27 protein-coding genes and 1 other RNA gene are annotated in these 23,961 nt (G+C 69.3%); 12 read left to right on the top strand and 16 right to left on the bottom strand.

Going from position 1 to position 23,961, the window contains the following annotated elements:
* The 7 genes from HALOF300_RS16085 to HALOF300_RS16115 all read left to right on the top strand — a co-directional run.
* On the top strand, window positions 1-918 hold a 918-nt coding region (locus tag HALOF300_RS16085; protein WP_231955466.1), incomplete at its 5' end, for a carbohydrate ABC transporter permease.
* A gap of 12 nt (window positions 919-930) precedes the next feature.
* Window positions 931-1,839, top strand: coding sequence for a carbohydrate ABC transporter permease (locus tag HALOF300_RS16090; RefSeq protein WP_156741950.1), 909 nt, complete (start codon window positions 931-933; stop codon window positions 1,837-1,839).
* Between the two features lie 68 nt (window positions 1,840-1,907).
* A complete protein-coding gene (locus HALOF300_RS16095) occupies window positions 1,908-2,681 on the top strand; it encodes an ABC transporter ATP-binding protein (protein WP_156741951.1) in 774 nt (257 codons plus the stop codon).
* 221 nt (window positions 2,682-2,902) lie between these two features.
* On the top strand, window positions 2,903-3,325 hold the full coding sequence (locus HALOF300_RS16100; RefSeq protein ID WP_156741952.1) for a hypothetical protein: 423 nt from the start codon (window positions 2,903-2,905) through the stop codon (window positions 3,323-3,325).
* Window positions 3,326-3,395: 70 nt separating this feature from the next.
* Window positions 3,396-3,806, top strand: a complete 411-nt coding sequence (locus tag HALOF300_RS16105) for an ArsR/SmtB family transcription factor (RefSeq protein WP_156741953.1) — start codon at window positions 3,396-3,398, stop codon at window positions 3,804-3,806.
* Window positions 3,803-4,435: an SRPBCC domain-containing protein gene (locus tag HALOF300_RS16110; RefSeq protein WP_156741954.1), complete on the top strand. Its 633-nt coding sequence runs from the start codon at window positions 3,803-3,805 to the stop codon at window positions 4,433-4,435. The genes HALOF300_RS16105 and HALOF300_RS16110 overlap by 4 nt, the downstream gene beginning before the upstream one ends.
* A gap of 109 nt (window positions 4,436-4,544) precedes the next feature.
* Window positions 4,545-5,327 (top strand): DinB family protein, encoded by a 783-nt coding sequence (locus HALOF300_RS16115; protein ID WP_156741955.1) that lies wholly within the window; start codon window positions 4,545-4,547, stop codon window positions 5,325-5,327.
* Window positions 5,328-5,389: 62 nt separating this feature from the next.
* Here HALOF300_RS16115 and HALOF300_RS16120 read toward each other — a convergent pair whose 3' ends face one another.
* The 9 genes from HALOF300_RS16120 to HALOF300_RS16165 form a co-directional block, all read right to left on the bottom strand.
* Window positions 5,390-7,144 (bottom strand): right-handed parallel beta-helix repeat-containing protein, encoded by a 1,755-nt coding sequence (locus tag HALOF300_RS16120; RefSeq protein ID WP_156741956.1) that lies wholly within the window; start codon window positions 7,142-7,144, stop codon window positions 5,390-5,392.
* 146 nt (window positions 7,145-7,290) lie between these two features.
* Window positions 7,291-7,602: a hypothetical protein gene (locus tag HALOF300_RS16125; protein WP_156741957.1), complete on the bottom strand. Its 312-nt coding sequence runs from the start codon at window positions 7,600-7,602 to the stop codon at window positions 7,291-7,293.
* A 140-nt stretch (window positions 7,603-7,742) separates the two neighbouring features.
* Window positions 7,743-8,112, bottom strand: a transfer-messenger RNA (tmRNA) gene (ssrA, locus tag HALOF300_RS16130).
* 97 nt (window positions 8,113-8,209) lie between these two features.
* Window positions 8,210-9,295, bottom strand: a complete 1,086-nt coding sequence (locus HALOF300_RS27060) for an LLM class flavin-dependent oxidoreductase (RefSeq protein ID WP_231955467.1) — start codon at window positions 9,293-9,295, stop codon at window positions 8,210-8,212.
* 2 nt (window positions 9,296-9,297) lie between these two features.
* Window positions 9,298-9,717, bottom strand: coding sequence for a DoxX family membrane protein (locus tag HALOF300_RS16145; RefSeq protein ID WP_156741960.1), 420 nt, complete (start codon window positions 9,715-9,717; stop codon window positions 9,298-9,300).
* Window positions 9,718-9,794: 77 nt separating this feature from the next.
* A complete protein-coding gene (locus HALOF300_RS16150) occupies window positions 9,795-11,693 on the bottom strand; it encodes a DUF2207 domain-containing protein (protein WP_197522612.1) in 1,899 nt (632 codons plus the stop codon).
* 75 nt (window positions 11,694-11,768) lie between these two features.
* Window positions 11,769-12,497 carry an anti-sigma factor family protein gene (locus HALOF300_RS16155; protein WP_156741962.1) on the bottom strand — a complete coding sequence of 243 codons (729 nt, stop codon included), beginning with the start codon at window positions 12,495-12,497 and terminating at the stop codon, window positions 11,769-11,771.
* Window positions 12,494-13,000 carry a sigma-70 family RNA polymerase sigma factor gene (locus HALOF300_RS16160; protein WP_156741963.1) on the bottom strand — a complete coding sequence of 169 codons (507 nt, stop codon included), beginning with the start codon at window positions 12,998-13,000 and terminating at the stop codon, window positions 12,494-12,496. Before HALOF300_RS16160 ends, HALOF300_RS16155 begins: the two co-directional genes overlap by 4 nt.
* A complete protein-coding gene (locus HALOF300_RS16165; protein ID WP_156741964.1) occupies window positions 12,997-13,668 on the bottom strand; it encodes a YceI family protein in 672 nt (223 codons plus the stop codon). Before HALOF300_RS16165 ends, HALOF300_RS16160 begins: the two co-directional genes overlap by 4 nt.
* Window positions 13,669-13,863: 195 nt before the next feature.
* Between HALOF300_RS16165 and HALOF300_RS16170 the strand changes: the two genes are divergently transcribed.
* Window positions 13,864-14,397 (top strand): COG4315 family predicted lipoprotein, encoded by a 534-nt coding sequence (locus tag HALOF300_RS16170; protein ID WP_156741965.1) that lies wholly within the window; start codon window positions 13,864-13,866, stop codon window positions 14,395-14,397.
* Window positions 14,398-14,418: 21 nt separating this feature from the next.
* Here HALOF300_RS16170 and smpB read toward each other — a convergent pair whose 3' ends face one another.
* The 6 genes from smpB to HALOF300_RS16200 all read right to left on the bottom strand — a co-directional run bounded on the left by smpB (window position 14,419) and on the right by HALOF300_RS16200 (window position 19,833).
* Window positions 14,419-14,934, bottom strand: a complete 516-nt coding sequence (gene smpB, locus HALOF300_RS16175) for an SsrA-binding protein SmpB (protein ID WP_154793182.1) — start codon at window positions 14,932-14,934, stop codon at window positions 14,419-14,421.
* Window positions 14,935-15,017: 83 nt separating this feature from the next.
* Window positions 15,018-16,397 carry a murein hydrolase activator EnvC family protein gene (locus HALOF300_RS16180; RefSeq protein ID WP_156741966.1) on the bottom strand — a complete coding sequence of 460 codons (1,380 nt, stop codon included), beginning with the start codon at window positions 16,395-16,397 and terminating at the stop codon, window positions 15,018-15,020.
* A gap of 6 nt (window positions 16,398-16,403) precedes the next feature.
* Window positions 16,404-17,318 (bottom strand): permease-like cell division protein FtsX, encoded by a 915-nt coding sequence (ftsX, locus tag HALOF300_RS16185; RefSeq protein ID WP_156741967.1) that lies wholly within the window; start codon window positions 17,316-17,318, stop codon window positions 16,404-16,406.
* A 9-nt stretch (window positions 17,319-17,327) separates the two neighbouring features.
* Window positions 17,328-18,017 (bottom strand): cell division ATP-binding protein FtsE, encoded by a 690-nt coding sequence (gene ftsE / locus HALOF300_RS16190; RefSeq protein WP_154793179.1) that lies wholly within the window; start codon window positions 18,015-18,017, stop codon window positions 17,328-17,330.
* Window positions 18,018-18,214: 197 nt separating this feature from the next.
* A complete protein-coding gene (gene prfB / locus HALOF300_RS16195; RefSeq protein WP_156741975.1) occupies window positions 18,215-19,306 on the bottom strand; it encodes a peptide chain release factor 2 in 1,092 nt (363 codons plus the stop codon).
* A gap of 44 nt (window positions 19,307-19,350) precedes the next feature.
* Window positions 19,351-19,833 carry a DUF4262 domain-containing protein gene (locus HALOF300_RS16200; RefSeq protein ID WP_156741968.1) on the bottom strand — a complete coding sequence of 161 codons (483 nt, stop codon included), beginning with the start codon at window positions 19,831-19,833 and terminating at the stop codon, window positions 19,351-19,353.
* Between the two features lie 201 nt (window positions 19,834-20,034).
* On the opposite strand from HALOF300_RS16200, the gene HALOF300_RS16205 reads away from it, so the two are divergent.
* From HALOF300_RS16205 to HALOF300_RS16220, 4 genes are all read left to right on the top strand, one after another.
* Window positions 20,035-20,409: a hypothetical protein gene (locus tag HALOF300_RS16205; protein ID WP_156741969.1), complete on the top strand. Its 375-nt coding sequence runs from the start codon at window positions 20,035-20,037 to the stop codon at window positions 20,407-20,409.
* A 44-nt stretch (window positions 20,410-20,453) separates the two neighbouring features.
* Window positions 20,454-21,293, top strand: coding sequence for an alpha/beta fold hydrolase (locus HALOF300_RS16210; RefSeq protein WP_156741970.1), 840 nt, complete (start codon window positions 20,454-20,456; stop codon window positions 21,291-21,293).
* A gap of 86 nt (window positions 21,294-21,379) precedes the next feature.
* A complete protein-coding gene (locus HALOF300_RS16215) occupies window positions 21,380-22,672 on the top strand; it encodes an MFS transporter (RefSeq protein ID WP_156741971.1) in 1,293 nt (430 codons plus the stop codon).
* 10 nt (window positions 22,673-22,682) lie between these two features.
* Entirely contained in the window at window positions 22,683-23,297 is a 615-nt protein-coding gene (locus HALOF300_RS16220) for a class I SAM-dependent methyltransferase (protein ID WP_156741972.1), read from the top strand.
* 71 nt (window positions 23,298-23,368) lie between these two features.
* Here HALOF300_RS16220 and HALOF300_RS16225 read toward each other — a convergent pair whose 3' ends face one another.
* Window positions 23,369-23,794, bottom strand: a complete 426-nt coding sequence (locus HALOF300_RS16225; RefSeq protein WP_156741973.1) for a VOC family protein — start codon at window positions 23,792-23,794, stop codon at window positions 23,369-23,371.
* Window positions 23,795-23,961 lie beyond the last annotated feature (167 nt).

A 23,961-nucleotide genomic window follows, 5' to 3' on the forward strand; every position in this document is an offset into this window, starting at 1 on the left:
GGGCTCGCCGCCGCGCGGCGGGCCGGGGCGGCCGGGCGAGGCACCCCGCGCCGCCGCAACGAGAAGGCCGGCTACGTCTTCCTGCTGCCCTGGTTCGTCGGACTGCTGTTCACCATCGTCCCGTTCGGCGCCTCGCTGTATCTGGCCTTCACCGACTACAACCTGATCAACAACCCGAACTGGATCGGCCTCGACAACTTCGAGGAGATGCTCACCGACTCCGACCTGCTCCAGGCCCTGAAGGTGACCGGCATCTACACGTTCGTCGGTGTCCCGCTCTCGCTGCTCGCCGCACTCGGGGTGGCGCTCGCACTGAACAAGGGCATCAAGGGTCTGAAGTACTACCGCGCCGTGTACTACCTGCCCTCGCTCCTGGGCGGCTCGGTCGCGATCGTGATGCTCTGGCGCTACATCTTCGGCAACCAGGGCATCATCAACGCCGTGCTCGCGGTGTTCGGCATCGACGGCCCGAGCTGGGTGGCCGACCCGCAGTACGCCCTCAGCGTGCTGATCTCCCTGCATGTGTGGACGTTCGGCTCACCGATGGTGATCTTCCTGGCCGGGCTACGGCAGATCCCGATCATGTACTACGAAGCCGCCTCGATCGACGGCGCCAGCCGGTGGCGCCAGTTCGTGTCCATCACGATCCCGCTGCTCAGCCCGATCCTGTTCTTCAACCTGGTCCTGGCCCTGATCGGCTCGCTGCAGACGTTCACACAGGGCTACATCCTGTCCGGGGGCACCGGCGGTCCGTCCGGGTCGACGCTGTTCTACAACCTGTACCTGTACATCGAGGGCTTCCAGCGGTTCGACATGGGCTACGCCTCTGCGCTGGCCTGGCTACTGCTGATGATCGTGGCAACGTTCACGGCCGCGAACTTCCTGATGTCCCGGTTCTGGGTCTTCTACGACAACTAAAGGGCACCCCCGATGGCACTCATGACCCAGATCCGCCAGCGCTCGCGCGCGATCAGCGCGGAGTCCGAGGACACCTACTTCGAGAAGCTCGGTAGCAACAGTCGCACCCGATTCCTCCGTCACATCATCCTGTGTGCGGTCGGGGCGATCATGCTCTACCCGTTGCTGTGGATGCTGGCCAGCTCGTTCAAACCGAGCTCGGAGGTCTTCGCCGACCTCTCGCTGTGGCCCTCGACGTGGGACTTCACCAACTACACGCAGGGGTGGAACTCGCTGAACCACCCGTTCCACCTGTACCTGTGGAACTCCTTCGTGGTGGTCGCCCTCACGATCGTGGGCAACCTGGCGTCCTGCTCACTGGCCGCCTACGCGTTCGCCCGGATGCAGTTCGTCGGCAAGAAGCCGCTGTTCGCGCTCATGCTTGGCACGCTCATGCTGCCCGGGCACGTGCTGCTCATCCCGCAGTACGTGATCTTCAACCTGCTCGGCTGGATGAACACCTACCTGCCGCTGGTCGTGCCGAACTTCCTGGCCACGAACGCGTTCTTCATCTTCTTGATGGTGCAGTTCATGCGGGCGCTGCCGAGCGAGCTGGACGACGCCGCCCGCATCGACGGGTGCGGCCCGTTCCGGACCTTCTTCCGGGTGATCCTGCCGCTGTGCGTCCCGGCGCTGGCGACAACCGCGATCTTCACGTTCATCTCGACCTGGAACGAGTTCTTCGGCCCGCTGCTCTACCTGACCGACAGCTCGCTCTACACGGTGCCGCTGGCCCTGCGGCAGTTCATGGACTCCGAGGGCCAAAGCGCCTGGGGACCGATGTTCGCGATGTCGGTCGTCTCGCTGGCGCCCATCATCGGGTTCTTCATCGCCGGCCAGAAGTACCTGATCAAGGGCATCGCGACCACCGGACTCAAGTGAGGTCAGGTCCGGGCGTTAGCATGCGCTAGGTAGAACACGACCTGTCCGGCGGCAAGGAGCAGAACTCAATGACGGCACGATCGACGCTGTTGGCACGCGACCTCTGGGGCGGCTACCCCGGAAACGAGGTGCTCCGGGGCGTCAACCTGACCGTCACCGCCGGCGACGCCCCCGTCGGGATCGTCGGACCGTCCGGGATGGGCAAGACCACCCTGGTGCGGTTCCTGCGCGGAACGCTGCGCCCCAGCCGCGGGACCGTCACCTACAACGGCCGCAACACCGCCAAGATGCCCCGCCGGGACGCGAAGGCGTTCAAGGCGGAGGTGCGGTTCATGTCCCAGGACTCGTTGACCATCACCGATCCGCAGCTGACCGTGACCCGCTATCTCAAGAGCGCGCTCGCCGAGGCCCGCAAGGGCGGGCGTACCCACGCCACGCCGATCGAGGAGCTCCTGGACGCGGTCGCCCTCGAGGAGCGCTACGCCAAGCGCAACATGCTCACCCTCTCCGGGGGCGAGCGGCAGCGCGTGGCGCTGGCGGTCGCGCTGGCGACCCGGCCGGAGATCCTCGTCCTGGACGAGCCGCTCACGGCCGTCGACCCGCAGGCGCGCGGCGCGATGGCCCGCCGCCTGGCCACCCTCACCGGTCGGCTCGGCACCGCGCTGGTGCTGGTCTCCCACGACCTCGAACTGGTCGAGCGGATGTGCACCCACGTCCACTTCCTCGCCGACGGCACGTTCGTCTCCTCCGGGCCGCTCGGCGAGGTGCTGGCCAAGGCCGAGCACGAGGCGATCCGGGAGATCGCCGAAGCGGCTCCCCTAGCGGTGCAGCGCTTCCGCTGAAACGCCCGACGGCGGAGCGCGCCCTAGTCGTCCGGGCGCCGCGGTCGTGGTGCTTCCGCGGAAGCGCCCCACGGCCACACCACGCGGCCACCCGACAATGCTGGTTCGACCGTTCCCGAACCATCGCGGCCCCGGTTCGAGAGTCGCGCTCCCTGGGTCGAGACAGTGCGCGGCGGTCTGTGACATGGCGATCTGAATTCGCAGCCCCTACAGTTCGACGCGTGACGCGCACCCGACGCCTGCTGCCGCTCGCGACCGCCGTGCTTCTGCTCACCGGACTGACGGCCGGGGCGTGCAGCAGCGAGGACGCACCGGACGATCAGGTCTCGATCCGGGTGGAGACGCTCAACTGGAACGGCTGGGACGAGGACGCACAGGGCGAACTTGAGACCACCACCGTCGCGGTGGGCTCGGGCGAGTCGTTCGACGCGGCAGTGAGTGACGGGTTCGTGCAGTTCACGGTCGTCGAGGTCGGTGACGGGCGCATCGAACTCGAGACGGATTCGTCGATGGTGGAGTCTCCGGATGGCTCGATCGACTTCGACGCGGCCACGGACCGGTTCACGCTCACCGCCGACGAACCCCTGGAACTCGTCACGCCGACGATGGATGCCGGGACCACGGTGACGCTCGTGCTCGAGTGAGGGTGGTCGGTCGTCATCCACCCTTCCAGAAGAATTGACTTATATAAACGTGTTCTTCTAAAGTAGTTCTATGCATGCGTTCGACACTCTCGGCGACCCGGTCCGCCGTCGGATCCTGGAGCTACTCGCCCCTGGCGAGCTGGCTTCCGGAGCGATCTCGGACGCGATCGCCGAAGAATTCGGAATCAGTCAGCCGGCGGTCTCCCAGCACCTGCGGGTGCTGCGGGCGGCTGGCCTCGCGACGGTGCGCCCCGAGGGCACCCGCCGCATCTACGCCGTTGCCGATGAGCCGCTGCGGGAGGTCGATGCGTGGCTCGACGCGTTCCGTGCCGCCTGGCACCCCCGGCTCGATGCCCTCGGCACCGAGATCGCCCGCGGCAACCGCGAGCGACGTATCCGAGCCACCAACGGGACGAACGCTTCCGGTCGAGTGCCTGCTTCGCCGACCGACACCACCGACACCACCGAGGAGTCAGCATGAGCGAATCGACCGATACCACGATGCGCCAACTGGGCACCGTCGAGCGCGACGGCCGCGAAGCGCGTGTCGCGACGCTGTCGCAGACCTACCCGACGACTCCCGAGGACCTCTGGGACGCCGTCACCACCGCGGAGCGCATTGCACGCTGGTTCGCGCCGGTCACCGGCGACCTCACGCTCGGTGGCCGCTTCCAGGTCGAGAACAACGCGACCGGCACCGTGCAGACGTGCGACGCACCTCGTGAGTTCACGGCCACCTGGGAGTACGGCGGTGAGGTCTCCTGGCTCACGGTGCGCGTCCGGGGCGAGGACGAGGGCGCGGCGCGTCTCGAGCTGGAGCACACTGCCGTCGTCGCGGATGAGTGGTGGGACCAGTACGGCCCCGGTGCCACCGGCGTGGGCTGGGATCTCGGCCTCCACGGTCTGGGCCTGCACCTGACGAATCCCGACGCAGCGCGGCCCGAGGACGAGAGTGCCTGGGTCATGTCCGGCGAGGGCAGAGCCTTCGTGACCGCGAGCAGCGAGGCTTGGGCCCGGGCCAGCGTCGCCGCCGGCACGCCGGCCGAGGCGGCCACCGCGGCCGCACTGCGCACCACCGCGTTCTACACGGAGATGCCGACCGAGGGGTGACCGGAAGCCGTCCCGACCGGCTGTGCCAGACGCTCGCGGACGATGACCGTCCGGATTCGGTGTTAGTTTTCGGCCGTCAGCGGTGAGGCACGGACGTCAAGGAGCGGTCATGGCAGAGGAGTTTCAGCGGACGGCACAGTTCCACGGAGCGAGCTTCCGGGAGTCGGATCTGTTCGGCCTGACGGTCCGCGACAGCGACCTGCGTGAGGCCAGGATCGCCAGTAGCTGGGTCGACGGGATGCGGATCACGGGGTTCGACGGCGCGGCGGGCTCGCTGTTCGTCGACGACGTCGAGGTGTCCGAATTCGTCGCGGACGAGCTGGACCGCCGTCACCCCGAACGCGTGCAGTTGCGCGCCGCCAGGACCGCGGATGACCTCCGCGCGATGTGGCCGATACTGAAACGGCTGTGGGCTCAGACGAAGGACCGCGCCGAGACCCTCCCCGAGTCCGTCCGGAACGAACGGGTCGACGGCGAGTGGTCGTTCGTGGAGACGCTGCGGCACCTGATCTTCGGCATCGACAGCTGGGTCGGCGTCATGCTCACCGACCCGCCCGAGCCCTACCACCGGCTGGGTCTGCCGCCGACCGACTTCTCCGACGAGGACAGCGCCACGCTCGGCCTCGATCGCTCTGCCCGACCTGGCTACACCGAGGTCGTCGAAGCCCTGGACGCGCAGTGGGCGCGCGTCGATGCCGTGCTGGCCGAGCTGACCGACGCCGACCTCGAGCAGTTGCGCACCGGCAGCCTCGGCGTCGGCGAGGAGCCGGAGACGGTCACCGTCGCCCACTGCCTGGGGGTCATCCTGCGCGAGCATACGGAGCACCGGCGCTTCGCGGAGCGGGACCTGGCCGCGCTCGCGTCCGCGGCCGAGGAGACCTCGGCCCACTGAGCTGCCGCGGTCCGTAGGTGCGCGCCCTGGCTTCAACGAGGTTGGCGCGCACCATCCCTGTCTCAGTCGCGCACGTCGATGTCCTGGGTCGAGGTGGCGTCGACCTCGACGCGTTGGGCGACGTCGACGTACCGGTTGTTCCGCACGGTCACGTCACGAGCGTTGCGGAGGTAGATGCCGGTCTGGAACTCCTCCGTCTCGAGATCGGTGAAGCTGTTGGCCCGGATCGTGATGCCGCTGTTGTAGGGCTGGTTGGTGAACGCCCCGTTGTTGGCGAACGTCAGGATCGCGCCCGTGCGCGCGTGCTTGCTGTACTTCTGGACCCATCCGGAGCCCTCGAACCTGTTGCCGCGGATGTCCACATCGCGCGCGAACGAGCCGGTGCCGGCGCTCGTCGTGCCCAGACCGATGTCGTGGTAGGCGTTGTTGGCGAAGCGGCATCCCTGCACACGAAGGTTCCGGTTCATGAAGACCAGCGCGGTGCCGATGTTGTCCTCGATGGTGGTGCCGGTGAGGCTGGCAGCGGCCCACTCGTGGCCGGCGCTGCTGAGCAGCGTGCCCACGGCGGCATCGCTGGGAAGGTCGGACGAGAGCCGGATCCGGAACGCAGTTCCCTCCTCGTCCAGGGGACTGGCCTCGACGACCGACGCGGCGGACGGTTGCGCTCCCGCCCAGAACGTCAGTTCATCCCCCGCTGCGAACGGCAGTGCCCGCGAACCGGCGCTGACGGGCGCGACCGTGATCACCCGCCCATCACCGGCGTCCGTCACTCGCAGGAACGAGCTGCGCGAGACGAGCGGGTCCCACCGCACGCCCTTGATGTAGCAGTCGGTGACGCTCATCGTGCCGGTGCTGTTGGACAGGTGGATGGCGTCCCGGGGGCCAACCGCCAGGTCGCCGACCGGCTCGACGACGACCTTGTTCAGTGTGACGTTGTGACCGTACCCGGCGAGCATCCCGACGCCTACCGCGTTGTGGATCCGGAGGTTCTCGATCTCCAGGTCCCGGCAGCCGAGCGCGAAGATGTTGTATGAGCCGCCTACCACATTGAGGTGCCAGGACACTCCGTCACCGGGCACGACCCGGTCGGAGAAGCCGTGCCCCGAGATGCGGTAGCGGCGACCCGCACCGCCGGCGACGCTGTGCCACAGGTTCGCGAACTGCTCGGGGTTGGTACCTATCGTCAAAGGCATCACGCGATTCAAGCGGCGAGTGGCAAGGTCCCAGCTGTTCGCCGAGTAGCAGCGCATGCCGTCGAAGTGGGTGGAGTTCTCGAAGACGTCGACGACAACCTCGTCGGCGCCGGGGTCGACCGAGACCACCTCTCCCGACGACGTGGCTCGAGGCGAGTAGTCCAGCACGAAGTTCTTGATGGTCAGCCCCTGGCAATCGGTCAGGGTGAACTGCGTGGCGGGCGCGATGTCGTTCGCCAGTGGCAGACCTCCGACCAGCCGGGTCGACGGGCGCCCGTCGGCCCCGACTGCGCCCACGAGAGTCAGGCCGACGGCACCCGAGATCGGCAGGCTCGCGCCGCCGTCGGGGTCGGGTGTGAGCTGGTAGGTGCCGGCGTCGAACAGCACGGTGGTCGGACGACCACGGGTGATAGCGGCCGCAAGGGCCGCACGTAAGGCCGCTGTGTCGTCGATGCCGTCGTCGGGCACGGCGCCGAAGTCGCGAACATGGATCGCGTCAGGATGCGCGGACGCAGCGGAACCGCCCAAGTACACGGAACCGGCGACCCCGAGGCCTGAACCGGCCAGGACGAGGAACCCGCGTCGGCTCAGTTCCTCACGGACATTGTGAGCACTCGCATTCATGATCAACACACCCCATCGTGAATGTACATTATCAATCCATCATCTGCGTCCTACATACAAGCACATGGGTCCGACTGCGACAAGGGCAGCCTCCCGGCCGCCGAAATGCGGTGCCCCCGTACGTCGATCAACGGGCGCGAGGGGCGTCAGGGCACGATCTCGTCGATGACCCTGAGGTTCACCTCGTGCTCGGTGGGACACGGAAGTCGGTCCTTCGCGCACAGGATCGGCTGCCGCTCGTAGAATCGCGGATCCACACGCAGGACCTCTTCGACGCACATCGCGCACAAGTGCTCGGCCGCCATGTTGATCTCGTGGGACTCCGCACCACAGAACGCCACACGCCACACCTCGTCGCGGCAGCACACGAGGTGGGTGACCTCCTGGGGTCTGGCGATCAGCACCTTCGTCGGCTCGTCGACCGTGACGGCACCACGAAACGGGTCCTCCCCCAGCATGCGTCGAATCTAGCGTGCGATGCCGGCCCCCGCCTGCGAACTCGCTCGGTGACAACTACGGAACGACCGCCTGGCCTGACTGAGACCGTTGGAATGGCAACGAAAAGCGCCGTGTACCAACGGTACACGGCGCTCTTTCGGGGTGGAGGTGGCGGGAATCGAACCCGCGTCCGACAGTGCGGAACCAGGACTTCTCCGAGTGCAGTCTGCTAGTAGATTTTCTCGGCCCCAGCGATCACGCAGACAAGTCGCTGACGGGCCCAGTCACTTAGATGTCCCCGTAGCCCCAGTGACAAAGGCTACGAGCAGTGGCTCTCTAGATGACGCCAGGAACCAGGTCGAGAGCAACCCTGGGCTGACGGACCTCTACAGCTCGCTCAGGCGGCGAGTGCGAAGTCGGTGCGCTTGGAATCGGCACCTATTGGTTTGCAAGGAGCGTTAACGAGATAACCCTGCATCCTCGACTCGCTTCTCCTGGTACGACAACCATCGTCGAAACCGATCACCCCCATGTTGAATTATCAAGCACCGGACCCGATGAAGCGCGAACCCGACCGGACCAGTCTACCCGCACAACGCCGTCGGGCCGGCATCTATTTCCCGAGCCTCAGCCCGCCAGGGCTGCGTCCACCAGCGGCTTGACCTCGGTGCCGAGCAGTTCGATGGCCCGCAGGGCCTCCCGCTGCGGCACGCCGGTGAGGTCCATCTGGAACACCTGGCGGTCGTGCCCGAGTACCTCGTGCAACGCGACTATCCGCTCCGCGACCGACTCCGGTGCTCCGATGAAGTACGCCCCACCGTGGCTCGCCGTGGCTTCGTACGTGATCCGGTTGGGGATCGGGAAGCCTCGCTCGGCGGCGATCATCCGCATGGTCTGCAGGTAGTACGGGTAGAAGAAGTCCCTGGCACCCGCATCGGTCTTGCCGACGAATCCCATCACGGCCACCTCCACCCGTGGCGCGGCGCCGTGCCCGGTGTCGGTGAACGCGTCGCGGTACAGGTCCGCGAGCGGGGCGAAGTCCGCCGGACGACCGCCGATGATCGCGTACGTGACCGGCAGCCCCAGCTCCCCTGCCCGTGCCGAGGACTCCGGGTTCCCACCGGTCGCGATGCCGATCCGCAGGTGCTCCCCCAGGCCGGGTTTGTCGACCGGCCGGGGCAGCACCACCGCGTCGCTCAGCGGCGGCCGGAACCTCCCCGACCAGGTGATCGGGTGCTGGGAGTCGAGCTCGAGCAGGAGCCGGACCTTCTCCTCGAACAGATCGTCGTAGTCCTCCAGCGCGGCCCCGTAGAGCGGGTAGGACTCGATGTAGGAGCCCCGGCCGGCGAGCAGTTCGACCCTCCCTCGGGAGAACTGGTCCATCGTCGTGAACTGCTGGAAGACCCGCACCGGGTCCTCGGTGCTGAGCACAGTGACGGCACTGCCCACCCGGATCGTCGACGTCTGCGCGAGCGCGGCGGCGATCACGGTGCCAGGCGCGGACACCGCGTACTCGGGCCGGTGGTGCTCGCCGATGCCGGCGTAGGCCAGACCCACCTGCTCGGCGAGGCGGACCCGCTCGAGCAGGTCCCGGATGCGTTGCCCGGGCGGTGTGCGCTCGCCGGTGTGCGGGTCCGGCATGGTGTCACCGAAGCTGTAGAAGCCCAGTTCCAGGCCACCGATGCCCGACGGCGGTGGTGCCGCCGGGCGCATCGTCACGACTTCCGCTTGGTGCCGCCGTCGAGCAGCAGGGCGAGGCCGATCGCGAGGAGGAACACGTCCTTGGCGAGCGCGACGCCCTGCGGGGTCGGGCGGACCCCGTCGGCCTCGGTCATGCCGGGCGTCTTCAGGTACATCGTGACGAGCCCGGTCGCGAACCCGGTCAGGCCGAGGCCGACGAGCCGGCTCGGCAGGAACGGTACGAGCAGCGCGGTCCCGAGGGCGATCTCCCCCGCTGCGAGGTACTTGCCGAACTGCTCCGCATCGAGCTCACCCAGCTGCGGGATGGCGTTGGTCGCCATGGACTGCAGCCCCTTCGCCGACTCGGCGTCCAGGTCGAGTTTGCCCAGCCCTGAGTTGAGCAGGAACGCGCCGGAGGCGAGGCGAAGGGGAAGACGTCGGAGGGCGAATGCCACGGGAGTACTCCTGAAGGTGATCGACCGAGACCGGGGCGAGGTCCGCCGTCGGCCGCTTCCAGGTTAGACGCCGTGGCTCACCAGCCGCCACCGCCGCCGCCACCGATCCCGCCACCGGAGAAGCCGCCGCCGGCGGAGAACCCGGAGCCGCCACTCGAGGCGGGCGTGGCCGCGATCGCGGTGGTCGCGATGTCACTGAACGAGTTGATGCTGCTCGCGAACCCGGACGCCCAGATCGCGGTCCCGACGCCGTGGTACGGGCCGATGTACCAGGTGGGCTCGGGCACCGGGGCGCCCTGCGCGGCGAGCTTGCTGAACAGGTCGGCCCACCGCTCGGCGACCCCGAACGCGATCGCGTACGGCAGGTACCGGGAGAAGAGGTCCTCGCCCTCCTCGAACCGGATCTGGTCGGCCTCCGCCTTCTCCAGGTACTGCTTGAAACCGAGCGCCTGTGCCAGCACGGCGGTCCCGGCGGCGGTCCTGGCGGGTGCGGCCCCACTGAGGGCGGTGAGGAGGATCCCGGCCAGGAGCACCGGCACTCCGAGCACCGCGAGCCCGGCGAGCAGGCCGAGCAGCACGGTCCCGACGAGACCGACCAGAATTGCCGCGACGCCGAGGCCGACCCATCGCAGTCGGACCTTCTGTGGGGATTCGGCGAACCAGCCGCGGGCCACGACCTCGGCGTACAGCGCCTGCTGGGCGCTCGACATCACCTCGTGGAAGGTGGTGCTCAGCGCGGTCACGGTGGTCTCCTGGGCGGAGCTGTGCGGGAAGAAGCCGCGCAGCAGCGTCACCTCGAAGTCGGCCAGGTCGGACCAGTCCCGGTCCATGGTGCGGATCAGACGCCAGTCCGGCTTCTCCTTGCCCTCCGCCGGGAGCTCCTCGATCGTCAGGTAGCCGCGCACGGCGAGGTCGATGATCGTGGCGGTCACGTCATGTGGATCGGCGACCTCGTCGGTCAGGGTGCCGATCTCGCCCGGCCGCACGCCGGCCGGCGGACTGAACTGGACCGCGATCGGGCGCTTGCGACGCGGCCCGGTGTCGCCGGCGTCGATGGACGTCGGGGCCAGGCCGGGCGTGAGGCCGAGGTACTCACGGTCGCGCCCGCGCCGGCGCGCCCGCACCCCGATCAGCCCCAGGCCGCCGACCGTGGCCACCGCCGCGATGATGCCGGCCGGGCTGTCGACGCCGAGGGAGTTCGAGAACGTGCGCCGCGGTGCGAGGATCGGTTCCACTCCCCCGAACGAGCCCTCCGGGTAGGCCAGGATGACGCTCATCCCCTCCCCGGGCTCGAGCCGGCCCTGCGAGAAGGTGGCGGATCCTCCGTCGACGTCGAACGAGTCGCAGCGGGTCCGCGAGCCCACGTCGCCGACCCGGCAGTCGGCCTCCACGACCGGCGCCGCGGCCATGACGGCCACCGAGATGTTCTCCAGCGGGATCTCCCAGGCGGAGCCGATCACGTTCCAGTAGATCTCGTCCTCGCCTGCCGCACCGACGCCGGAGTTCGGGATGCCCGCGACGGTGTACGAGACCACGTAGTCCTGGACGCCGGAGACGTCGTCGATCCGCTCGTCGCCGATCCGGATGGCCAGGCCGTTGTCCTGGCGGTCCGTCTGCACGTCGGCCGGCGCTCCTGACGGGCTCATCGCCTGCACGTCGGTGATCTCCAGCACCCGGTAGTGGTCCGGGTCGTCGGCGATCTCCTGCCGGGTGACGAGCGTCAGGTAGGGGCCGTGCCCTGGGCTGTCGGCGAAGTCGAACGAGAAGTCCAGCAGCACATCGATGGTCCCGTCCGGGTTCGCCGTGGCGGTGACGTCGTAGCGGGTGATCGCCCGGTCGCCCTGATCGTCGTCGGCTTGGGCAGGTGCCGCTCCCGCGGCCAGGGCAGCGACCGCGAGCACGAGTGCGAGAGTGAGGCCGAACAGGAGGCCGACGGCGGACCGGACGTGGCGAGCGATCATGGAGTTGGCCGGCATGCTCGCCATCGTAACGAGGCGCCTGCGGCGTCGAGGCGGCTCACGACGGGCAGGACTGCCCGGCCGCCCCTCTCCTCACAGCGTGCCGGTGGCGAGCGCGTCGTCCTGCCCGACGAGTCCGATCTCCACGGCCACGATGGCCTCGGTCGGCAGGTCCGTGGCGGCGCTCAGCCCACTGGCACCTCCGCCGGCACTGGTCCAGGTCGCGGCGACGGTTCGGCCGCCGTCGGCGTCGACGAGGGTGAGCGTGTACACGGCGTCCCCGGGCGGCGCGTACGGGCCGGACGGATAGCTGCAGTCCCAACCGAGGCTGGTGCCCCAGGGCCTTGGCGTCAGCTGCACGTCCGCGCTGACCCCGCTGGCGTCCACCTGCGTCAGCTCGAGCTCGATGGCGTCTGCGGGTGGGGCGCCCTCCCGTTGGGCGAGGGCGAGGCCACCGACGCCGCCGAGCAGGACCAGCGCGACGGCGGCGGCGACCGCGAAGAGCCTCCGACGCAGCGGCGGCCGGGTCCTCGGGCGGAGCGGGATCACCGCAGCGGCGTCGTCGGTGGGTTCGTCGGCGGGCCGGATGCGCGCGTCCTCGGCACCCGCCCGGGCGAGCGGGCCGGGCATTCCGGCGAGCAGGGTGCGGGCATCCTCGGCGCTCACCTGGGCGAGCAGGCCGGGCATCCCAGCCAGGTCGGTGACCGCGGCGCGGCAAGCGGGACAGCCGGCCAGATGCTCCTCGTACTGCCGGCGCTCGGTCGGGCTCAGGGAGCCGAGCACGTAGGCACCGTCCCAGTCGGCGTAGCGGTCGGTACTCATGGGGTGACCCCTTTCTCCTGCAGCGCCAGCCGCAGCGCTCGCATTGCGTAGTGCATGCGGGACTTCACGGTGCCCTCCGGCACCTCGAGCTCGATGGCCAGCTCGGCCACGGATCGGCCCCCGAAGTACGCTCCGACGACGACGGCCCGGTGGTCCGGGCTGAGCCCCAGCAGCGCCTCGGTGATCAGCCACGAGTCCAGGACGGCCATGGTCTCGTCGCCACCACCACGCTCGGGCAGGTGCTCGGTCGTCCGCTCCCGGGTGCTGCGCGCACTGCGACGGTCGTCGATGACGAGGTTGCGGGCCACGGTGAACAGCCAGGCCCGGCGCGGCCCCTCCGCGCGCTCCATGACCTCCGGGTGGTGCCACGCCCGCACCAGGGTCTCCTGCACCACGTCCTGGGCGAACGCCTCGTCACCGGTCAGCGAGACGACGTACCGCTGCAGCGCCGAGGCATGCGCCTCGTGCAAGGCACGCAGGTTCGCGTCCGCCTCGCCGGTCATGACGTGGCCGGCTCCCAGAGCAGGGAGAACTCGATCTCGCCGTCGGGATCCACCACCACGAAGCCCAGGTCCGGCGCGGCCACGCCGAAGTCGGAGAACGTGACCGGGATCGCCCCGACCACCTGGATCGCGCCGGCGGAGTCGACGGCGGCACTGGCGTCGAGCTCGACCGGGAGCGTCACACCGTGCACCGTCAGGTCACCGGAGAGCGCGACGTCAGTTCCGCGGTCGGGCAGTTCGGCCGGCGCCGTGAGCGTGAACGTGGCGGTCGGGAACGTGCCGACCTCCATGGCGGTACCTCGGAAATAGGCGTCGCGGGGCGGCTGGTCGGTCGCGATGCTCTCGACGTCCACGATGACCTCGGCGGCCGTCACAGCGCCGCCGGCGATCGTGAGCGTGCCCTCGACGGTCTCAGTGCGGCCGACCACGTTCGCGTCGTTGCCCTGGAGCACCTCGTGGACCCGGTAGCCGGCGTACGAACCGGCCGCCAGGGTCCATTGGCCGTCCAGTGCGGCCGGATCCAGCGACGATTCGCTGCCGCTGGTCAGTTCCGGGGGCGCGGCCGCGGACCGGTTCGCCAGGTCGGCGTACAGGCGTGGTCCGAACACCACCCCACCGACCACCAACACCCCAGCAACCACGATGACTCCGATCGTCCGTGCCCGCATGACCCGTGTCCCTCCATGATCGACCCCATCACCCGGCGGTTGCGAGCGATCCTCACCTCATAGACGAGCCAACTGCCGGATCGGTTCAGACGATCGGTGAACCTGTGGCGGCCCCGTCCCGTTATCCGGGTGAAGCGCCGGCCGGGAGCGGCAACCTGCCGCCACCCGTACCGGCCCGACGAAGGAGTGCGAATCATGCGCCGAACCCACCGCATCCTCATCAGCGCGCTGGCCGCGGGTGCGCTGAGCACCGCCCTGGTGGCCTGTTCCTCGCCGGAGGGGGACGACGACCCGGAGGCCCCTGACTCAGAGACCACGGAGGAGGCCACGACCGATCCCGCCGAGGAGGAGACCGACGATGCCGCGGCTATGGGCGACGTCGACCTGGCCACGGCCGAGACCTCGCTCGGCGAGGTCATCGTGGACGGCGCCGGAATGACCGCCTACTACTTCAGCAACGACGTGCCCGACTCGGGCACGAGCGCGTGCGAGGGCGATTGCCTGGTCAACTGGCCGCCGATCACGACCGAGTCGGAGACACCGACCGTCGAGGGGGTCACGGCCGAGGTGGGCACGATCACCGCGGCCGACGGCTCGTTCCAGGTCACAGTCGACGGCAGGCCCATCTACCTCTTCGTCGGTGACGCCGCACCCGGGGACGTGAACGGCCAGGCCGTGCAGGACGTGTGGTGGGTGATCGCACCGGACGGCGCCGAGATCGGCAACTGACCGGCCGGCGACCGGCGGGGTTCAGCGGGCCCGGCGCAGACTCATGGCCCGCTGAGCCTCGCGAGTGTCCTGCTGCTCGCGAAGGGTCTGGCGCTTGTCCCACTCCTGCTTGCCTCGGGCGAGTGCGATCTCGACCTTCGCGCGGCCGCCCAGGAAGTACAGCTCGAGCGGAACGATCGTGTGACCCTTCTCGCGCGTCTTCGAGGACAACTTCTCGATCTCGGCGCGGTGCAGCAGCAGCTTTCGCTTGCGGCGGGGCGTGTGGTTCGTCCAGGTGCCCTCGACGTACTCGGGGATATGCACGCCCTCGAGCCACGCCTCGCCGCCGTCGATGTGCACCCAGCCGTCCACCAGGGAGGCGCGGCCGGACCGCAGGGACTTCACCTCGGTGCCGGTCAGGGACATGCCTGCTTCGTAGGTGGCATCGATGTGGTAGTCGTGCCGGGCCTTCTTGTTCCTTGCGACCACGACCTTGGCGGTCTTGGGGTCGTTCGCGGCCGAGGCCTTCTTCTTCGCGCCCTTGGCTGCGTTACTCATGATGTTGCGATCTCCTTCGGATGCCACCGATCACCGGTGGACACCGTCAGGGTAGATCACCGCGGGCCGAGACTTCGAGGCGATTAGAAGTAGTTCATCGGGTCCACGGTGGATCCGTTGCGCCAGATCTCGAAGTGCACGTGGCAGCCGGTGACGTTGCCGGTGGCGCCGGTGTACCCGATCACCTGCCCCTGACCGACCTGTTGACCGACGTAGGTGTTGAACCGGGACATGTGGTTGTACACGGTGACCCAGGAGTTCCCGTTGATGACTCCGTGGTCGATCATCACCTGGTTGCCGTGCGTGCCGTTGCCGGCGGCGCCACGCACGGCGATCACCCGGCCACTCGCGGAGGCCATCTGGGCCTCGCCACAGCTCGAGCGCAGGTCGACACCGTTGTGCATGAACCAGCCGCCGGTGATCGGGTACACGCGGTATCCGTACGAGGAGGTGACGTGCAGCGAGCGGGAGATCGGCGGGATGAACGTCGAGCCCGGCGGGGGTGCGGCCGCTCCACCGCCACCACCACCACCTCCTCCACCACTGCCGCTGTTCTGTTGCGCGGCGAGGGCTGCCTGTTGGCGGGCCCGTTCGGCCGCCTGCTCGGCGGCGAGGGCATTGATCTCGGTGGCGATCTGCTGGTTCTCGGCCTCGAGTTCTGCCTGGCGGTCCGCCTGCTCGGCCTTGAGGGTCTCGAGCGAGGCCGCCTGGGCCTCCTGATCGGCCTTCAACCGGGCGATCTCGGCCACCAGATCGGCTGCGGTCTGACGGGCCACCTCAGCGGCCGCGACGGCGGCGTCGGCCTCGACCTTGAGCTCGCTGATGCGGACCTGGACGGCGTCGAGGCGCACCTGCCGGTTGCGGTTGATCGCGGTCAGGTTCTCCAGGTCGGTGAGCGTCTGGTTCTGCGTCCGCAGGGCCGAGTTCATGACCGAGTACTGGCTCGCGAAGTCCTCGGTGCTGGTCGCGTCGAGGACGACCGCGAGCGCGCTGACCGACCCGTTGCCACGGTAGGCGGACCGAGCCACCTCTCCCATGGCGCCCTCTGTCTCGAGGATCTCCGCCTCACCGTCGGCGATCTCGGCGATCAGATCCGCCTGCTGACCTTCCGCGATCTCGAGGCGCGACTGTACCGAGTCACGGTGCCGTTCCGCGGCGGCCAGCTCCGCGTTCGCGGTGACCAGTTCCGCCTCCGCGATCGGCAGCCGGTAGTTCGTGTCCGCGAGGGCGAGGTAGGTGGCCGCGAGCTCGGCATCGGTGCCCTCCAGCGCCGAGGCGAGCTGTTCCCGTTCGGCAGCGTTCTGGTCTTGCTGGTCCTGCAGGTCGTCCATCTCGTCGGCGGCCGCAGGGCCGGTGATGACCACGAAGCCGACGAGGACCGTCAGTGCCGTGGACATCGCGACGCGCAACGCGGTGTGGGCAGGGCGACGCACACGGTGGTTGGGGCTGGCGGAGCTCAGCATGGGACCTCAGACCTTCGTGTATCGACTCAGGGTAACGAGTGAACTGATGGCCGCGAGCGCAATCCCGATCCCGATCAGGATCGGGGCGATCACCCAGACATCTGACGTCGAGACGAAGTTGACCCACTGGACGGTGCCGGCCAGCCAGTCCTCGACGATGTACCGGACCCCCAGCCACAGGCCCCCGATGGCGAGCAGGGCACCGAGCAGGGCCGCGATCGCGCCCTCAAGCATGAAGGGGAGCTGGATGAACAGGTTGGATGCGCCGACCAGCCGCATGATGGAGGTCTCCCTCTGACGGCTCATCGCGGACAACCGGATCGTGGTCGTGATCAACAGGATCGCCGTGACGATCATGAGGGCCGCCAGCCCCGCCGCCATCACGGTGGTGCGGTTCAGGATCAGGAACAGCGGCTCGAGGATGCTCCGCTGGTCGACGACCTCCTCGACGCCGTCACGCCCGGCCACCTCGTCGGCGACCACCTGGTACAGCTCGGGGTCCACCAGTTTCACGCGGAGCGAGATCTGCATCTGGTCCACGGTGATCCGCTGGGCCCAGTCCTGGTCCCCGAACTGGTCCTGGAACGCGACGAACGCCTCCTCCTGGGTCTCGACGTAGACCTCCTCGACATAGTCGCTGAGCGCCTCCGAAGCGAGGACCCCCTGGATCTCCTCCACCTGCTGCTCTGTGACCTCACCCCCCGCGCAGGTCGGTGCGAAGGAGTCCCCGGGACACAGGAAGATCGAGACCTCGACCTTGTCGTACCAGTCGTCCTTCATGTTCGCGACCTGCATCTGCAGCAGGATCGCGGCCCCGACGAAGGTGAGTGAGATGAAGGTCACGAGCACCACGGAGGTGGCCATCGCCATGTTGCGTCGCAGACCGTTCCCGATCTGCGAGAGCACGAAACGTACGCGCATCCGCCGGCCCTACCGTTCCGCGCCGTAGACGCCGCGGGCCTGGTCACGGACCATCTGCCCGTCCACGAGCTCGACCACCCGTTTGCGCATCTGGTCGACGATCTCGTCGTCGTGGGTGGCCATCACGATGGTGGTGCCGGTCCGGTTGATGCGGTCGAGCAGGCGCATGATCCCCACGGAGGTGGTCGGGTCGAGGTTCCCGGTCGGCTCGTCGGCCAGCAGGATCGCGGGCCGGTTCACGAACGCCCGGGCGATCGCCACCCGCTGCTGCTCACCGCCGGAGAGCTCGTGCGGGAGCCGCTTCTCCTTGCCGCCGAGGCCGACCATCTCGAGGGTCTCGGGCACGGTGGTCATCACGTGGTGGCGTGGCTTGCCGATCACCTGCAGGGCGATAGCGACGTTGTCGAACACCGACTTGTTGTTGAGCAGGCGGAAGTCCTGGAACACGGTGCCGATCTGACGGCGCAGGTGCGGCACCTTCCACTGGGAGATCCTGGACAGGTCCCGGCCGGCCACGAACACGGCACCGGAGGTGGGCCGCTCCTCGCGCAGGACGAGCCGCAGGAAGGTCGACTTGCCGGATCCGGAAGCGCCGACGAGGAAGACGAACTCGCCGCGCTCGACCTCCATGGAGATCCGGTCCAGGGCAGGGCGGGCCCCGCGCGCGTAGACCTTGGAAACTTTCTCTAACCGAATCACGTATTGACCATCGGCCAGTCTCGGGGAAGGGTAAGGGCAAATCCTGGCCACTCGCACCATAAACAGCGGACCTTGTCCTCCCGCCGTGACACGCCGGGGCCGCCGGAAGGCATCCTGGTGGTCCCGATCACGGTCCGGCCGTTTCGAGCCTCGATCACCGCGACCCGAGCCTCCGTGACGCGGGCCGGTCGCGCGGGTCAGGCCTCGAGTTCGGTCTGCTTGCGCCACCGGATGCCGGCGTTGATGAACCCGTCGATGTCGCCGTCGAACACGGCGCTGGGGTTCCCGGACTCGTACTCGGTCCGCAGGTCCTTGACCATCTGGTACGGCTGGAGGACGTAGGAACGCATCTGGTCGCCCCAGGAAGCCTTCACGTCGCCCGCGAGTGCCTTCTTCGCGGCGCTCTCCTCCGCCTGACGCTGCAGCAGTAACCGGGACTGGAGCACCCGCAGGGCGGCGGCGCGGTTCTGGATCTGCGACTTCTCGTTCTGCATGGACACGACGATGCCGGTGGGGATGTGGGTCATCCGCACGGCCGAGTCGGTCGTGTTCACGCTCTGACCACCCGGGCCCGAGGAGCGGAACACGTCCACCTTGATCTCGCTCTCGGGGATCTCGACGTGGTCGGTCTGCTCGATGAGCGGGATCACCTCGACGGCGGCGAACGACGTCTGCCGGCGTCCCTGGTTGTCGAACGGTGAGATCCGGACGAGCCGGTGGGTGCCCGCCTCGACGGACAACGTGCCGAACGCGTATGGCGCCTTGATCTCGAACGTCGCGGACTTCAGACCCGCCTCCTCCGCGTAGGAGGTGTCCAGCACCGCCGCGGGGTAGCCCTTCTGCTCGGCCCAGCGCAGGTACATCCGCATCAGCATCTCGGCGAAGTCGGCGGCGTCCACGCCTCCGGCACCCGCGCGAATCGTGATGACGGCCTCGCGCTGGTCGTACTCACCGGAGAGCAGGGTGCGGATCTCGAGGTCGCTGAGCACAGCATGGATCTTGGCCAGTTCCGCCTCGGCCTCGGCGAGCGTGTCGGCGTCGCTCTCCTCCTCGGCGAGCTCGACGAGCGCGCCGAGATCCTCGATCCGCTCCCCCAGCTTGTCCAGGCGCTCCAGCTCGGTCTGCGCGTGGGACAACCGGCTCGTCACCTGCTGCGCGGCGTCCGGGTCGTCCCACAGGTCCGGCGCGGCGGCCGCCTCCGAGAGTTCGGCGATGCGGGTCCGCAGCCCCTCGGGGTCGGACACGGCCTTGATCGAGTCGAGGATCTTGGTCAGACCCTGGATCTCCATTGGGAAGTCGGTAGCCACAATCGGCAAGGTTACGCGATGGACACCTACCTCCCGCCGGAGTTCGCCGGAGCCGGCCCGAGCAGGTGCTGGTACCGGTCCCGGCCCGGGCGAAGCCAGGGCCACCGACCGTCATGGTCGGCCCAGACGAGTTGCAGCGCCGGAACCACCCGCCGGTCCGGACCCCCGTAGATCTCATGTGCCCAGATCAGGCGGCGTGGTCTCCAGACCTCGATCAGCTGGTAGGGATGCGGCCGGCCGGCCCCGATCACCTCACCGGCCGAGAGCCTGCGCCCGTCCCGGACCTCGGCGCCGAGATCGTTCAGGACCGGGGTGGCGTCGCGGGCGGCCAGTCCGCTGATGACGAGTTCCGGGTGCCCGTGGTAGCGGGTCAATCCGATCGTGTACGCCATCGGCGGGCTCCCCGGGCCCGCTCCGACGGTGCAGATGGCCCAGCCGTGGTCCTCGATCAGGGCAAGGTAGTGCGCACGGATCTGTGCGTCCGTCAGGCCCTGGCACTTCAGGCACATGTCGTCTCCTCCGCTGGCTCGTCAGTTCGCTCCCCGCACGGTAGGAGCGGGCCGGGACCCCGCTGATCGTCGCGCCGGCATTCTGTGGACGGCTCGGCAACCCGGCCCGGGGTGTGGATCCCGCAGCTGCGGCGCCCCATCGACCTGTGCCGGCTCCCCTGGCATGCTTGAGCCGCACCGACCCGAGAAGGCAGGCTCCGCATGATCTTCGGATTCGGCAGGAAGAAGACCGCCGCACCACCCGCACTGGACCTGCGCCGGGATGGCGTCGGATTCGCCGACGTCACCACCGAGGACGAGGTCGACGCCGCCGTCGCCACGGGGCGGCTGGAGTGGTTCTGGCTCACGGCCCCCCGGTTCGGCGGCCCGGAGTTGCCGATGAACCGGCTCGCCGGGCCCCCCGGCGTCGCCGCAGCGAGGGAGTGGATCGACGACCAGATCAGCCTCGCCCTGCAGCGCGGCGAGAAGGTCAGCGGCGGTGGCGACATGACCTACGACGACGGTGGCAGCCGAGTGCCGCGGGTCGTCACCTACGACTTCGGCGCGGCCGGGAGATTCGTGCTGAACTTCTGGTGACGCAGAGACCCGGCGGCTCGGCCCGTGCGACCTACGCTGCAGACATGCAGACCCTCGACGGCCACGACGGCACCCGGCTCGCCTGCCATCGCACCGGTGCGGGCGAGCCGCTGATCTGCCTGCCCGGCGGCCCGATGCAAGCCTCGGCCTACCTCGGCGACCTGGGCGGGCTGTCCGGCCATCGTGCACTGGTGCTGCTGGACCTGCGCGGCACCGGAGACTCCGAGGTGCCGCGCGAGGCGGCCACGTACCGGTGCGATCGGCAGGTCGCGGACGTCGAGGCACTGCGCGTGGAGCTTGCGCTGGATCGGATCGACCTGCTCGCACACTCGGCCGGCGCGAGCCTGGCCCTGTTGTACGCCGCCCGGTATCCGGAGCGGATCGGACACCTCGTGCTGGTCAACCCCAGCCCGCGTGCGCTCGCCGTCGACATCAGCGACGCCGACCGGCGCGAACTGGCCGAACTGCGTCGAGCCGAGCCCTGGTTCCCCGCGGCCTGGGCAGCCTTCGAGCGGATCTGGTCCGGCGGGCCCACAGCCGCCGACTGGTCGGCGATCACGCCGTTCAGCTACGGCCGCTGGGACCACGTCACGCAGGCGCATGCGGCGCTCGCCGACCAGCAGCGCAATGGTGAGGCTGCCGCGATCTACTACGGCCCCGGTGCGATCGACCCGGTCGCGCTCCGGTCCGAGCTCGCGGCGGTGCCGTTCCCCACGCTGGTCGTGGCCGGTGAGTACGACGTCGCCCTGCCGCCACGCCGCGCCGCCGGCCTTGCCGCGGTGTTCCCCGACGCCGAGTTGCTCGTGCAACCACGTGCCGGACACTACCCGTGGCTCGACGACCCGGACCTGTTCGTCCAGCAGTTGGTGGGCCGTCTCTCCTGAGCCCTCCAGCACCTCGCCGCGGCTGCACGACCGCCACCGTGAACGCGAGACGCATCGCGTCAGGTCCCGGCGTAGGCTGACCGCTCGTGCCCCGCCTGCTCGCCGACACCGCCCCGCTGCGGGTCCCGGCCTTCCGGCGGCTGTGGTGGGGGCTGGGCATCTCCAACCTCGGCACCCAGCTGACAGCGGTCGCCGTCGGACTCGAGGTGTACTCCCTGACCGGATCCACACTGGCCGTCGGCATCCTCGGCATCTGCGCGCTCGTGCCGCTCGTGGTGCTTGGCCTGTACGGCGGGGCGCTCGTGGACCACTTCGACCGCCGCAAGGTGGCGCTGATCGCCTCGACGGCACTGTTGGTGGTGACGGCCCTGCTGGCCGCGCAGGCCTGGGCCGGCGTGGACAGCGTCGGGGTGCTGTACGCACTGGTGGCGATGCAGTCCGCGGCGAGCGCCGTGAACAACCCGGCCCGGTCCGCGATCATCCCGCGGCTGGTGCCGCCCACCCAGCTCGCGGCGGCGAACGCGCTACAGACCCTGGCCTGGAACGTCGCGCTGACCGGCGGCCCGCTGCTCGGCGCCGCACTCGTCGCCTGGCACGGTTACGAGGTCGCCTACACCCTGGACATGGTCCTGTTCGTCGCGTCGCTGTACGCGCTCTGGCGCTTGCCCGACCTACCGCCGGAGACGCCCGACGGCGCAGCGCCCGTCGGGCGCAGGGGTGTCGGTCTGTCGTCGGTGCTGGACGGCCTGCGCTACCTCGGCACCCGGCCGAACCTGCGCATGACGTTCCTGCTCGACCTGAGCGCCATGGTGCTGGCCATGCCCCGGGTGCTGTTCCCCGCCGTCGGGGTGTTGTGGATCGGCGGCGGCGAGGCGACCACCGGCGCGCTGACGGCGGCGATCGCGGTCGGCGCCGTCCTGGCGAGTGGCCTCTCCGGCGGCCTGTCCGCCGTGCGCGCGCAGGGCAAGGTGATCGTCGGCGCGATCTCGGCGTTCGCCGTCGCCGTCATCGGGTTCGGCGTGGTGCTGCTGCTTGCCGGTGAGACCGCTCCGGACACCGTGGTGGTATGGGCGCTGGTCGCGGCGATCGTGGTGCTCGCGGTGGCGGGCGCGGCGGACTCGGTCTCCTCGATCTTCCGGCAGACGATCCTGCAGGCCGCCACGCCGGACGCGATGCGCGGCCGGTTGCAGGGCGTGTTCGTGGTGGTGGTGGCCGGCGGGCCGCGCCTGGGCGACGTGGTGGTCGGCGCGCAGGCGTCCTGGCTCGGCGAGGGCGCCGCCGCGGTCATCGGCGGGTGCCTGTGCCTGCTCGTCGTGGCGGCGTTGGCCGTGACGCAGCGCCGGTTCCTCGCCTACGACGGTGCGAACCCGACGGCGTAGCCTCGAAGCCATGACGCGCGACGCCGCCACCACGGATTGGACCGCCTACTACGAAGGTGGCCGGGGTCGCACCGCACGCGACCTGGTGCGTCACGGCGCCAAGGCACGGACCGGGCCCGGGCATGCGGTGGACCTGGGCTGTGGCGACGGCGCGGAGACCGCCTGGCTGCTCGGCAACGGGTGGCAGGTCACGGCCATCGACCGGACCCCGGAGGCGATGCCCCTGGTCCGCCGGAACGCCACGGCCGCGCTCGGGCGCGAGCCCGGTCCCCGGCTCACCACCGTGGTGGCGGATCTGGCAGTCGCCCCGATCCCGACGGCGGACCTGATCCTGGCCAGCGCCAGCCTCCCGTTCGTCCCGAAGCACGCGTTCGAGGGGATGTGGCGGCGGATCCGGGCCGCCCTGGCGGAAGGTGGCGTGCTGGCCGTCAACCTGTTCGGGGTCAACGACTCGTGGGCCCATCCCGAGACCGGGATCGCGAACATGACCTTCCACGACCGGCCCGGCGCGGAGGCGCTCTTCGACGGGCTCGAGATGGTCGAACTCACCGAGGTCACCTACGACGGGCCGTCCGGAACCGGCCCGAAGCACTGGCACCGTTTCGACGTGATCGCCCGCGGCTGAGCGGGCCCCCCCGTGACAGAGCGGAAGTGGCAGCCGATTCAGCACTGTCGCCGACCGCCGATCCTTCTGGTTCAGGCCCGAGCCGGCTGGTAGGCCTCGTACCGCTGCAGCCAGGCCGCGCGCACCTGTGGGGGGTGGGCGTCCTGGACGCAGAACTCGTTCCCCTCCGGATCGGCCATCACGACCCAGGGCCGGTCCTCGCCCTGGCCGACGTCCACCCGGGTGGCCCCCAACCCCTCCAGGCGCGCCACCTCGGCGTCCCGGTCCTCGGGTCGCAGGTCGAGATGTAGCCGGTTCTTGCTCGTCTTGGGCTCGGGGACCCTGATGAACAGCAGGTCTGCGACCACGCAGTCCTCCCGACTCCCCTCCGGCGGCTCGACGACCCACTCGGGGTCGGTGTCCTGGCTGATCACCCAGTCGAGTGCCTCGGCCCAGAACCGGGCCACCGGACCGGGGTCGTGACAGTCGACGACAAGTGCACCAATGCGCAGTCCCATGGGTGGCAGGTTAGGCGCGGCGTGCGCGGGTGGTCGAGAGGTTTTCGGGTGGCGTCCGGCCGGCAGCGGTGACCTCAGCGCAGCGCCGAACTCAGCGCCTCGCGCTCCTCGCGCAGCCACGCGTGGGTGGCAAGGATCTTCTCCCCCACCCCCTCGTCCCACATCCG

It is taken from the genome of Occultella aeris (assembly GCF_902703175.1).
GTDB classification, from domain to species: domain Bacteria; phylum Actinomycetota; class Actinomycetes; order Actinomycetales; family Beutenbergiaceae; genus Occultella; species Occultella aeris.